Here is a 12099-nt window from a genome sequence, read left to right on the forward strand (position 1 = left end):
ATCAGCCGCAGGGCACACGTTGCGCGTTCGCACGGGCGGCGGCCGAGCCATCCGCCGCGCCACCGCGCACCGAACGAAGGGCGAGACCATGGCCGTCATCTCACGCGGGTTCGGCGCACGCCGCCGCGAATCGACACCCGATCTGCCGCCCGGGCAGTTTCTCACCACCGACTTCCCGGTGCTCTCGGCCGGGCCGACGCCCGAGGTCGACACCGCGGAGTGGGAGTTCCTCATCCGCACCGAGACGGGCGACGAGAAGAAGTGGTCGTGGGATGACCTGCAGGCGCTGCCGCAGGAGACCATCGACACCGACATCCACTGCGTGACGCGCTGGTCGAAGCTCGGCACCACCTGGCGCGGCGTCTCGCTCGACACGCTCTTCGCCGAGGTCGAGACGAGTTACGACTTCACGATGGTGCACTCCTACGGCGGCTACACGACCAACCTGCCGCTCGAAGACCTGCTCGACGGCAAAGCCTGGATCGCCACCGAGTTCGACGGGGAGCCGCTCGACCCCGAGCATGGCGGCCCCGCGCGGCTCCTCGTACCGCACCTGTACTTCTGGAAGAGCGCCAAGTGGGTTCGCGGCATCGTCATGCACGGCGACGACGACCCCGGTTTCTGGGAGCAGAACGGCTATCACACCTATGGTGACCCGTGGCAGGAGCAGCGGTATTGGTGACGCGGGCCGAGTGGTTCGTGGGCACCGTGACCGAGGCGACGATGTTGACGCGCACGGGTCGACGCCTGCTCGTCGACGTTCCCGGATGGCCGGGCAACCGCCCCGGCCAGCACCTCGACCTGCGACTCACCGCCGAAGACGGCTACCAGGCCGTGCGCTCCTATTCGATCGCATCGTTCGGCCACGGCCAGGCGGTCGAGCTCGCCGTCGACCAGCTACCCGACGGCGAGGTGTCGCCCTACCTCGTCGAAGACGTCCTCGTGGGTGATCAACTCGAGGTGCGCGGCCCGCTCGGCGGTTATTTCGTCTGGGATGAGGAGCAACCCGAGCCCGTGCAACTCATCGCGGGCGGCAGCGGAATCGTTCCTCTCGTCGCCATGGCCCGCGCCCACCACGCTGCGGCGAGCGCCAGCCCGTTCCGCCTGCTCTACTCGGTGCGCACCCCGGCCGACGCCTACTTCGCCGACGAGCTGTTGTCCCTGGCCAATCCAACGTTTGCCCTCGACTGGGTGTACACGCGCGAAACCCCGAGCGGATGGCCTCGCCCCGCCGGCCGTGTCACGCGCGAGTTGCTCGCCGAGACGACGCTGCCGGCATCCGACGCCCCCACCGTGTATGTGTGCGGCCCCACCGGTTTCGTCGAGGCCACGGCGAAGGCTCTCGTGGCCCTCGGCCATGACCCGCAACGCATTCGCACCGAACGCTTCGGAGGTTCGTGATGTCGTCTCACCCGTTCCCGCACCTGGCGGATGGTGTCACCTCGACCGTGGAGAACGTCGACGGCAACGCCCTCGCTGGGCCGCTCTCGACCCTGTTCGCCGCCGACCTCACGACCACGCTCGTCACGTGCCGCCACTGCGGCGACGAGGCCCCGCTCGCCACGGCCGTCGTCGAGCGCGATGACTCATCCGACATCGTCATCTGCCGCGGCTGCACCCACACGCTCTTCACGCTGCACCACTCCCCTGCCGGCCTGCGCCTCGACATCGCTGGCCTCGCGGCCCTCGCGTCGCCTCATCCAGCAGAAGCGAGCGCCTAGCCGCGCGCACCCTGCACATGCGGCCGAGGCCCCTGGAGCGCGCTCGCCCCGCGCCTGCCGCTACTGGTAGGTGACCAGGTCGGGCAGCGGAGCGACGTCGCGCATCGTCTGGTCGGGCGTGAGCATGGGTTTGTCTTCGTCGTAGAAGTTCTTCCAGCCCCAGGCCATGCCCTCGGGGGCACCCTGGTGCAGCGCCCGCCACGTGGCCTGCTTGTCGGGCTGGCCGCCTTGGCCGTCGGCGTGGATCAACATGGCCAATTCGGGGTGCGACATGTCGAGCGTCTGCCGGTCCTGGATCATGGCCAGACGGAACTGGTGCAGCACGAACATCTTCGGCGGCAGGCCCTTCTCGTTCGTCAGCTGGGCGAGCCACGCCGATACCTCGTTGACCTCGGCGGCCGACACCGACCCGATCTGGCGCAGCGGAACCTGGTCGGGCTTCAGCCGCCACTCGGGGTCGAGCGCCAAGCCCACGTTGGGCAGTTCGAGCAGCGACTGGTAACGCTTGGCCTGGCTGAGGAAGTCGCTGCGGCCGGGCTGCAGGTCCAGCACGACGTATTGCCCTGCATCCGCGGCGGCCTGAATCCAGGGGCGGATGGTTTCGGGGTCGATCTCGTTGGAGTAGTCGCCGTCGGGGCCGGCCGCCCCCGCCGCAACCGTCGCGATGATCTCCATCAGGGGCACGACGGTTTTGTCGCTGAGGCTCTCGTAGGGCGCGGCGACGTCTTTCGCGCGCTGCACCGTGGCGGCGGCATCCTGCTCGCCGAGCACGCCGAGGGCGCCCGTGCCGATGGCGCCGTAGAGGGCCACGAATTGGTGGCCGGGAAAGAGGATCTGGCCGCCGCCCGGCAACTGGTAGCCCGTGCGGGCCGAACGCACCTTCCAGTCGAGCGCCTGCTGATCGGCGAAGGGGGCGCCCAGGGCGAGCACCGCGTCGTCGGGCGCGGCGGCGAGCGCCGTGATGGCGTCGGCGGATGCTTGCGGGTTTGCGTTCGCGGCGGGCACAGCGTGCACGGGCACACCGGCCGCGCGGGCGGTCGCGGCGGCGGCAAGCGCGCTGGGATCATCGGTCGCGAGGGCGAGGGTCTTGCCGGCGGGTTCGCCGCGCTCGAGGCGGGGCACGTCGTCGTCGGAGTCCGCGGACCCGGCGACGATGCGTCGCTCGGCACCACTGCCGCCATCGGAACCTTCGCCCGGAACATCGAGCTGATGCGGGTTGACCTCCCCGTAAGTCACCACCGTGTGCGCCTTGAGGCGGTCCAGCTCGTCATCGACAGCGTTTGCCTGCTGCTCGTCCGAGCCATCTTCGTCCGAGCCCTCTTCGGACGAAGCCGAGGAGGTCGACTCCGGATCGCGAGACGCCGCGCCCAGCAACATCGGCACGCCCAACTTCTCGGCCGCGGCGGCCCCGGCCCCCTGCGCGTCGGCATCATCGCTCGCGGCCACGACGACCACGGATGCTTCGCCGAACAGCTGCCGACTGGCCACGAGCGCGTTCGCCGCGGCATCCCCGTCGGCGACCGTGAGCGCATCGGTGGGAGCCGTCAGCACGGTGCGTGCGGCGGACGGCGTCTTCGGCCCGGTCGGGCTGGATGCCGTGCAGCCGGTCAGGGCCACGAGCCCCGCCAGGGCGGTCGCGGCGAGCGCGGTCGTCGTTCGGTTTCGGGCCATGGTGCACCTCCCAGGTCGCGTCAGCCATGCTACCGGCGGCCCCCGACGGGCCCGCAAACCCGACCCCCGATCACGGCGCGTCCTCTAGCACGTCATCCGCATTCTCGACACCCCGCGCGCGAAGAGAAGCCCCGGCGTAGCGTCGATATCGATCTCGTAAACCGCACAACGCATAGGAGTATCACCATGACCCAAACGATCGAAACCGTCGACGTCAACGTTCCTCTCTCCGTCGCCTACAACCAGTGGACGCAGTTCGAGGAGTTCCCGCACTTCCTCGAGGAGGTGGAGTCGATCACCCAGGTCACCGACACGCTGACGGTCTGGAAGGTCAAGGTCGGAACGGTCGAGCGCGAGTTCGAGGCGAACATCACCGAGCAGCACCCCGACGAGCGCGTCGCCTGGAACAGCACGGGCGGCGAGGTCGACCACGCCGGTGTCGTCACGTTCCACAAGCTGTCCGACACCGAAACGCGTGTCACCGTGCAGATCGACTGGGAGCCCAAGGGCCTGCTCGAGAAGCTCGGTTCGACGCTCGGCGTCGACAACCACGCCATCAAGAAGGACCTGAAGAACTTCAAGGAGTACATCGAGTCGAAGGGCACCCCCGACGGCGCCTGGCGCGGTGACGTCGAGGCCTAAACCTCGCACAGCACGACCACGGCGGCGTCTCGTTTCGAACGGGATGCCGCCGTTCCGCGTGTCACGGGAAAAACCCTCACGACCTGGGCCGCGCGGGTCTAGTGTGAACGCACCACAGCACCATCGGCGTTATCTGCCGCCCCGAGCGGCCCAGAGACAAGGATGCCCGCACGATGACCGATGCACCGTCCACCCGAACCCCCGGCCGCCCTCCCGTCCCTCCCGAGAACGGCGCGGGCAAGGGCCTTGCGGCGGGCACGCTCGGCACGGCCGGTTCGGTCGTCATCGGGCTCGCCTCCACGGCCCCCGTCTATTCGCTCGCCGCGACGCTCGGCTTCGTCGTGCTGGCGGTGGGCGCACAAGCGCCGATCGCGTTCATCCTGGCCTTCATCCCCATGCTCTTCGTGGCGTTCGCCTATCGCGAGCTCAACCGCGAGATCCCCGACTGCGGCACCTCCTTCACCTGGGCCACCAAGGCTTTCGGGCCGTGGGTGGGCTGGATGGCGGGGTGGGGCGTCGCTGTCGCCGGCATCGTGGTGCTCGCCAACCTCGCCCAGATCGCGGGCACCTACCTCTGGCTGCTGATCGGCGACGGCTCGCTGGCCGAAAACGGTTTCCTCGTCACGGCGACAGGCGTCTTCTTCATCGCCGCCATGACGTATGTCAGCTACCGCGGGCTCGAGATCGGCGAGAAGCTGCAGGTGGTGCTGCTCGTCATCCAGTACGCGGCCCTCGCGCTGTTCGCGATCCTGGCGATCGCGAGCGTCGTCAACGGCACGGCTCCCGACCCGACCATGCCGACGCTCGACTGGTTCAACCCGTTCGCGTTCACCGATGCGACGGGTTTCACCGAGGCCATCCTGCTCGCGCTCTTCATCTATTGGGGCTGGGATGCCTGCCTCGCGTTGAATGAAGAGACGAAGGATCCTCGCCGCATCCCGGGCCGTTCGGCCATCATCTCGACCGTCATCCTGCTGGTCACCTACGTGGGCGTCACGGTCGCGGCCATGATGTACGCGGGCGTCGGCGAATCGGGGCTGGGCCTGGCGAACCCCGACGGCTCTGACGACATCTTCTTCGCGCTCAAGGATGCGCTCTTCGGGCCGTGGGCGTGGCTGCTCGTGGTGGCCGTGCTCGTGTCGGCCGTGTCGTCGACGCAGACCACCATTCTGCCGACCGCCCGCGGCACCCTGTCGATGGCGGTCTACCAGGCCCTGCCCGCGCGTTTCAGCGTGGTGCACCCGCGTTTCAAGACGCCGTCGTTCTCGACGCTCGTCATGGGCGCGGCCTCGATCGCCTACTACGTGATCATGACGGCCGTGTCGAGCAATATCCTCGCCGACTCCATCCTGTCACTGGGTCTCGCGATCGCGTTCTACTACGCCATCACGGGTTTCGCGTGCGTCTGGTACTTCCGCCGCAACCTGTTCGACTCGGCGCACAACTTCTTCTTCCGCTTCCTGTTCCCGCTGCTCGGTGCCGTTCTGCTCACGGCCGCGTTCGTGAAGTCGGCCATCGACATGGTCAGCGTCGACTACGGCTACAGCACGCTGCTCGGCATCGGCGGAACCTTCGTCGTCGGCATCGGCTCGCTCGCGCTGGGCTTGGTGCTCGCGATCGTCTGGTGGGCGTTCCCGGGTTCGAAGCGTTTCTACCGCGGCGAGAGCCTCAACCGAGAGACCCCGGTGCTCGTGCCGGACTCCCCCGATCTGACCGCACCCCCTGCCACCCCCGCGCGCAACGCCCGTCCCGCCCGGCCCACCCGTCCCGAAGGGGAGTAATCCATGACCGAGCAACGCCTGCGCATTCTCATTGTCGGAGCGGGAGGCGTGGGTTCGGCGGCCGTGCGCATCGCCGTGCGGCGGCAGTTCTTCGAGCTGCTCGTGGTGGCCGACTACGACCCGGCCCGGCCGCAGCTGCTCGTCGATGCGCTGGGCGACGAGCGGTTGCGCGCGGCACAGGTCGATGCGTCATCCGCGGATGCCGTTGCCGCTCTCATTCGCGAACACGACATCACGCATGTGCTCAACGCGGTCGACCCGCGCTTCGTGATGCCCATCTTCGAGGGAGCCTTCCAGGGCGGCGCCACCTACCTCGACATGGCCATGAGCCTGTCGGTGCGGCATCCCGAGCACCCCTTCACGCAGACGGGTGTCATGTTGGGCGACGAGCAATTCGCCGCTGCCGAAAAATGGTCGGATGCGGGACGCCTGGCGCTCGTGGGCATGGGTGTCGAGCCCGGCCTCTCTGATGTCTTCGCCCGCTATGCCGAAGACGAGCTCTTCTCCGACATCGAGGAGCTGGGCGTGCGGGACGGCGCCAACCTCACGGTCGAGGGCTACGACTTCGCCCCCTCGTTCTCGATCTGGACGACCATCGAGGAGTGCCTCAACCCGCCCGTCGTCTTCGAGCGCGAGCGCGGCTGGTACACGACCGAGCCGTTCTCCGAACCCGAGGTCTTCGAGTTTCCCGAAGGCATCGGCCCGGTCGAGTGCGTCAACGTCGAGCACGAGGAGGTCATCCTCATGCCGCGCTGGACGAGCGCCCGCAAGGTGACGTTCAAATACGGTCTGGGCGACGAGTTCATCGACGTGCTGAAGACGCTCAACAAGCTGGGTCTCGACAAAACCGAGCCTCTCACCGTGAAGGGCGCGTCGGTGTCGCCGCGGGATGTCGTGGCCGCGGCGCTGCCCGACCCCGCAACCCTGGGCGACAAGATGCGCGGGAAGACGTGCGCCGGGCTGTACGTGACGGGGCGCGGCACGGATGGCGCACCCCGGGCCGTCTACCTCTATCACGTGGTCGACAACGAGTGGTCGATGCGCGAATATGCCTCGCAGGCCGTGGTCTGGCAGACGGCCGTGAACCCCGTGGTGGCGCTCGAACTGTTGGCGCGGGGAGTCTGGTCGGGCGCGGGTGTGCTCGGGCCCGAGGCATTCGATGCGCGGCCGTTCCTCGAACTGCTGGCCCAGCCGGCACCGGCGGGTTACGGCTCGCCGTGGGGCATGGAGGAGCGGGACGCGCCGGAGTTGTGAGGGTGCCGCATGCTGACGGCTCACGTGGCCGGGGGTGAGAAAGTGACGCGGATGCGGGGGTGTGCGCGACGCGCCGACGTTCTCGGCACATTTCTCGTCTTCAGGACGTTGATATTCTAGAGTAGGCAATATGAGCTACCCTGATGCGCCCCAACCCGCGCCCCCTCTTCCGCACACGTCGGCCAAACTCCTCGCCGAGGCCGCCGGCACGTTCCTCCTCGTGTTCGCGCTGACCGGAACGGCCACGTTCTCCGCCTTCTTCGGCATCGAACCCTCCAATCCCCTCGGCGTCGGGTTCCTCGGCGTCGCCCTCGCGCTCGGCCTCGCGGTCATGATCGGCGCTTACGCCTTCGGCCCGATCTCGGGCGGCCACTTCAATCCCGCGGTCACGCTGGGCCTCGCGGCGGCCCGTCGATTCGCCTGGCGTGAGGTGCCTGCCTACATCGCGGCGCAGCTGGTCGGCGCCATCGCGGGAGCGGCAGCCGTGCTTGCCATCGCCTCGGGCGGGCCGCTCGGCTACCTCGAACGCACCCTCGTCGACGGTTTCGCGTCGAACGGCTACGGCGAGCTGTCCCCCAACCTGTTCTCGCTGTTCTCCGTCATCATCGTCGAGGTCGTCGCCACGGCGCTGTTCCTCTTCGTCATCCTGGGCGTCACGCACGCCCGCGCAAATGCCGGGTTCGCACCCATCGCCATCGGGCTCACGCTGACCGTGCTGCTACTCGTCGCCATCCCCATCGACAACGCCTCGCTCAACCCGGCGCGCTCGCTCGCGACCGCCGTCTTCGCCGGAACGCCGTGGCTCGTGCAGCTGTGGGTGTTCCTCGTCTTCCCGAGCCTCGGCGGGCTCATCGCGGGCTTCGTCTACGCCACCCTGTTCGATCGCGAGACGACCGCACCGGGTGGCCCGGCAGCCGTCGGCCGGCTCGAAGCCGCAGCCGCACAGCCGTCGAACTCGGGGGCACCCGCCGCATCTGCACCCGTCCCTGCCGCCGCCCCCGGAGCGCCCGTCGCTTCAGCCCCTCGCCAAGCACCGGCAACCAGCCAGGCACCGCCCCCCGTCCAGACGCCCGCGGCCGCGCAGCCATCCGCATCATCGACGGCGGCGCCTCAGGCTCCCCCAGCCGCCGCGCCCGCGCCGTCCCCCACCATCCACCCGGGCACGGCTTACGGCTCGACGCCCCCGTCGGGCACGAAGCGATAACCCATGCCGGCCTCGGTGAGCAAATGCCGGGGCCGGGAGGGCTCCGCCTCCAACTTCTTGCGCAACTGCCCCATGTAGAGGCGCATATACCCCGTGTCCTCGGTGTGGTGCGGCCCCCACACCTCGGTCAAGAATGCGTCGCGCGTCACGAGCTTGCCGGGGTTGCGCAGCAGCAGCTCCAAAATCTTCCATTCGGTGGGCGTCAGGCGAACGGGTGCCGACGTTCCATCCGCAGCGCGCCGCGCGATGTGTTTGGCCGCGAGGTCGACTCGCACGTCTCCGAACTCGATGACGGGTTCGTCGGCCGCGGTGGGCTTACGCCTGGTCAGGGCCCGGATGCGCGCCAGCAATTCGTCGATCGAGAACGGTTTGGTCACGTAATCGTCGGCTCCGGCATCCAGAGCGTCGACCTTGTCGGCGGCGCCCGTGCGACCCGACACGACCAGAATGGGCACCTCGCTCCATCCGCGCACGCCCTCAATCACGTCGATACCGTCGAAATGCGGCATGCCGAGGTCGAGCATGATGAGGTCGGGATGCTGCTCGATGGCGGCGTTGAGGGCTTCGCGCCCATCGGCGGCCGTCACGATCTCATAGCCGCGGGCGCCCAGGGTCACGCGGAGCGCCCGCAGAATCTGCGGGTCATCGTCGGCGATCAGAATCTTCACGGGGTCTCCTCCGTCGGTGCCGGCTTGGCGTCGCGGGCACCCGGTTCGCAGCCGAGCTCGGCCGCGGGCAGGGCCACAATCATGGTGAGCCCGCCGCCCGGGGTGTCCTCGGCCTCGAGGGTGCCGCCCATGCCCTCGACGAACCCCTTCGAGAGCGCCAGTCCCAGCCCGAGCCCCGTGCTGTTGTCGGTGTCCCCGAGTCGTTGGAACGGCACGAACACGTCGGCGCGCCGGTCGGCGGGAATGCCCGGGCCCTGATCGCTCACGCGGATCTCGACGCGCCCCCCGAAAGCGCTCCCCGCCACCCGCACGCGGCTTCCCTCTGGCGCATAGCGCACGGCGTTCGACAGCAGGTTCACGACCACGCGCTCGAGCAGCACCTGGTCGGCGAGCGCCGCGGGCAGCCCGCTCGGCAGGTCGAGTTCGACGTCCCCCGGCCCGAGGTCGAGTTCGTCGAGCGCGGGCAGCACGGCCTCGGCCACATCGGTCGGTTGCAGCGACACGGCCAGCACGCCGGCCTCGACCCGGCTCACGTCGAGCAGATTGGTCACGAGCACGGCCAACGATTCGAGGCTCTCGGATGCCGTGGCCAACAGTTCCTCGCGATCGGCCGCCGTCCAGGCCACCTCGGTCGAGCGCAGTCCGCTCACGGCGGCGGTCGCGGCGGTGAGCGGGCGCCGCAGGTCGTGCCCGACGGCCGCGAGCAGGGCGCTGCGCATGCGGTCGGCCTCGGCCAACGAGCCCACGACGTCGGCGGTTTCGGCGAGCGCATTGTGTTCGAGCGCCTGGTCGATCTGCGTCGTGATGACGCTCAGCAGGCGGCGCTCCGAGGCCGCGAGGTCGGGGCCGTGCAACTCGAGGACGGCGCGGTCCCCTACGGGCATGGTGGTGACGCGATCGTCGGCGGCCGGTTCACCGTCGGTGGTGAGAACCGTGTGGCTCGAGGCATCCAGCAGGCGCACGCCCGTCAACGAGAACGCCTCGCGGGTGCGGGTGACGAGGGCCTGCAGGGCATCTTGGCCCCGTAAGACGCTGCCGGCGACCGTGGCGAGCAGCTCGGATTCGGCGGCCGAGCGGCGCGCCGACCGGCTGCGGCGCGCGGCCTGGTCGACCACCACGCTCACGAGCACGGCTATGACGATGTAGAGCAGCAGGGCGAGCAGATGCAGCGGGTCGCCCACCGTCACGGTGTAGAGGGGCTGCACGAAGTAGTAGTCGAGCGTCAGCCCCGAGAGCAGCGCGGCGAAGAGGGCCGGCCAGATGCCGCCGACCAGCGCAACGACGACGACCAGGAGTTGGTAGGACAGGACATCCGACGTGATCGACTCGTCCGAGCGGAACTGCACGAGCAACCACGTGAGCAACGGGCCACCCACGAGCGCGACGAGCGCACCCATGATGCGGCGTTTGGGGCTGAGCGATCCGCCGAGCCCCGGCAGCGTGAACCGCGAGCCGGCGGCCCCGTGCGTCACGATGTGCACGTCGATATCACCCGATTCGCGGATGACCGTCTGGCCGATGCCCGGCCCCGTGACGGCCGCCGCCAGCCGCGACCGCCGGCTCACGCCGATGACGAGTTGCGTGGCGTTGGACGCCTTCGCGAAATCGACGAGCGCGCGCGGCACATCCTCGCCGATCACCTGGTGATACGTGCCACCCAGCGTGTCGACGAGGGCGCGTTGCGCCGCCAGGGCCCCGGGCTGTGCGTCGCGCAGGCCGTCTTGGCTGATGACGTGCACGGCCAGCAGTTCACCACCCGACGACCGCGCGGCGATGCGTGCGCCGCGGCGCAGCAGGGTCTCGCCCTCGGGCCCGCCCGTCAGCGCCACCACAACGCGCTCGCGCGCCTCCCACTTGTGGTCGATGCCGTGCTCGCGGCGATACCGCTTGAGCGCGCTGTCGACCTCGTCGGCCAACCACAGCAGCGCCAGCTCGCGCAGAGCCGTCAGGTTGCCGAGCCGAAAATAGTTCGAGAGCGCGGCGTCGATGCGTGCGGCGGGGTAGACGAGCCCGCCCGACAGGCGATCGCGCAGCGCCTCGGGCGCCAGGTCGATGACCTCGATCTGATCGGCGCCGCGCAGCACGGCATCCGGAACCGTCTCGCGCTGCGGCACACCCGTGATCTGCTGCACCACGTCGTTGAGCGACTCGATGTGCTGGATGTTGACGGTCGAGACCACGTCGATCCCGGCGTCGAGCAACACCTCCACGTCGTGCCAGCGCTTCTCGCGGTCGTCGCCCGGCGCGTTGGTGTGCGCCAATTCGTCGACCAGTGCGACATCCGGATGCCGCGCCAGCACCGCCTGCGTATCCATCTCGTCGAGCTCGACACCCCGATGCCCGACCTGTCGCCGCGGCACCACCTCGAGCCCGTCGACGAGTGCCGCGGTGGCCGTGCGGCCGTGGGTCTCGACGATCGCCACGACCACATCGACGCCCTGCTGCTGCAGCCGGTGACCCTCTTCGAGCATGGCGAACGTCTTGCCCACGCCGGGAGCGGCGCCGAGCAGCACCCGCAGCCGCCCACGTTTCATGCGGTCATCAACCCATCTCGGCGACAGCGGCGTTGAGCTGCAGCACGTTCACGGTCGGTTCGCCGAGGTAGCCGGCATCCCTTGCCTGAATCTTAGACTCGACCAGGGCGCGCACGTCGTCGGCGCTCAGGCCGCGCTCGGTTGCGACCCGTTGCACCTGCAACAGCGCGTATTCGGGGCTGACGTGCGGGTCGAGGCCGGATGACGAGGCCGTCAGCGCGTCGACCGGCACCTCGCTGGCCGGCACACCGTTGAATTCGGCGACCTGCGCGCGACGCTCCTCGATGGCGGCGATCAGGTCGGCGTTCTCGGGGCCCAGGTTCGAGCCCGACGAGGCCGCCGCGTCATAGCCGTCGCCCGCGGCGCTCGGCCGGGGCTGGAACCACTCGGGCAGCGGGTTGCCGTCGGCGTCGCTGAACGACTGACCGATGAGCGCCGAACCGACCGTCCGGCCACCCACCTCTTCGAGCGACCCGTTGGCCTGGGCCGGCAGCACGCCCTGCCCGATGCCGAGGATCACGAGCGGGTAGGCGAGGCCCAGCACCACCGTGAAGACGAGCATCGCTTTCACCGCCACCCAATACTGTTTCGCTGCGTTCCGGGCCTGGCCCATGATTCCTTCTT

At 69.2% G+C, this 12099-nt stretch carries 11 protein-coding genes; 7 read left to right on the forward strand and 4 right to left on the reverse strand.

Features of this window, described 5'->3' with window-relative positions; genetic code table 11:
• Positions 1 to 88 precede the first annotated feature (88 nt).
• Genes ALI44B_RS10255 through ALI44B_RS10265 form a run of 3 tightly spaced genes read left to right on the forward strand, consistent with a single transcriptional unit; the run spans position 89 to position 1721 of the window.
• A complete protein-coding gene (locus ALI44B_RS10255) occupies positions 89 to 682 on the forward strand; it encodes a sulfite oxidase-like oxidoreductase (protein ID WP_077055524.1) in 594 nt (197 codons plus the stop codon).
• Entirely contained in the window at positions 658 to 1401 is a 744-nt protein-coding gene (locus ALI44B_RS10260; RefSeq protein WP_353615679.1) for an FAD-binding oxidoreductase, read from the forward strand. Before ALI44B_RS10255 ends, ALI44B_RS10260 begins: the two co-directional genes overlap by 25 nt.
• Entirely contained in the window at positions 1401 to 1721 is a 321-nt protein-coding gene (locus tag ALI44B_RS10265) for a DUF6510 family protein (RefSeq protein WP_077054589.1), read from the forward strand. Before ALI44B_RS10260 ends, ALI44B_RS10265 begins: the two co-directional genes overlap by 1 nt.
• A gap of 60 nt (positions 1722 to 1781) precedes the next feature.
• Here the strand turns inward: ALI44B_RS10265 and ALI44B_RS10270 are convergent, their stop codons facing one another.
• The gene (locus ALI44B_RS10270; protein ID WP_077054590.1) at positions 1782 to 3392 is read right to left on the reverse strand and encodes a hypothetical protein; all 1611 of its coding nucleotides are present in this window, start codon (positions 3390 to 3392) and stop codon (positions 1782 to 1784) included.
• 186 nt (positions 3393 to 3578) lie between these two features.
• Here ALI44B_RS10270 and ALI44B_RS10275 point away from each other — a divergent pair, with 186 nt between their 5' ends.
• The 4 genes from ALI44B_RS10275 to ALI44B_RS10290 all read left to right on the forward strand — a co-directional run bounded on the left by ALI44B_RS10275 (position 3579) and on the right by ALI44B_RS10290 (position 8273).
• Positions 3579 to 4034 (forward strand): SRPBCC family protein, encoded by a 456-nt coding sequence (locus ALI44B_RS10275; RefSeq protein WP_077054591.1) that lies wholly within the window; start codon positions 3579 to 3581, stop codon positions 4032 to 4034.
• 173 nt (positions 4035 to 4207) lie between these two features.
• The gene (locus ALI44B_RS10280) at positions 4208 to 5815 is read left to right on the forward strand and encodes an APC family permease (RefSeq protein WP_077054592.1); all 1608 of its coding nucleotides are present in this window, start codon (positions 4208 to 4210) and stop codon (positions 5813 to 5815) included.
• An 18-nt stretch (positions 5816 to 5833) separates the two neighbouring features.
• A complete protein-coding gene (locus ALI44B_RS10285) occupies positions 5834 to 7069 on the forward strand; it encodes a saccharopine dehydrogenase family protein (RefSeq protein WP_077055526.1) in 1236 nt (411 codons plus the stop codon).
• A 130-nt stretch (positions 7070 to 7199) separates the two neighbouring features.
• Complete coding sequence (locus ALI44B_RS10290) at positions 7200 to 8273, forward strand: aquaporin (RefSeq protein ID WP_077054593.1); 1074 nt, start codon at positions 7200 to 7202, stop codon at positions 8271 to 8273.
• On the opposite strand, the gene ALI44B_RS10295 is transcribed toward ALI44B_RS10290, so the two are convergent.
• The 3 genes from ALI44B_RS10295 to kdpC are packed head-to-tail and all read right to left on the reverse strand — an operon-like array spanning position 8237 to position 12088.
• The gene (locus ALI44B_RS10295; protein ID WP_077054594.1) at positions 8237 to 8941 is read right to left on the reverse strand and encodes a response regulator; all 705 of its coding nucleotides are present in this window, start codon (positions 8939 to 8941) and stop codon (positions 8237 to 8239) included. The two genes, ALI44B_RS10290 and ALI44B_RS10295, sit on opposite strands and share 37 nt — an antisense overlap.
• Positions 8938 to 11475: an ATP-binding protein gene (locus tag ALI44B_RS10300; protein WP_077054595.1), complete on the reverse strand. Its 2538-nt coding sequence runs from the start codon at positions 11473 to 11475 to the stop codon at positions 8938 to 8940. The genes ALI44B_RS10295 and ALI44B_RS10300 overlap by 4 nt, the downstream gene beginning before the upstream one ends.
• Before the next feature lie 7 nt (positions 11476 to 11482).
• Positions 11483 to 12088 carry a potassium-transporting ATPase subunit KdpC gene (kdpC, locus tag ALI44B_RS10305; RefSeq protein ID WP_077054596.1) on the reverse strand — a complete coding sequence of 202 codons (606 nt, stop codon included), beginning with the start codon at positions 12086 to 12088 and terminating at the stop codon, positions 11483 to 11485.
• Between the last annotated feature and the right edge of the window lie 11 nt (positions 12089 to 12099).

This window comes from Leifsonia sp. ALI-44-B (genome assembly GCF_001984125.1).
Taxonomy (GTDB): domain Bacteria; phylum Actinomycetota; class Actinomycetes; order Actinomycetales; family Microbacteriaceae; genus Okibacterium.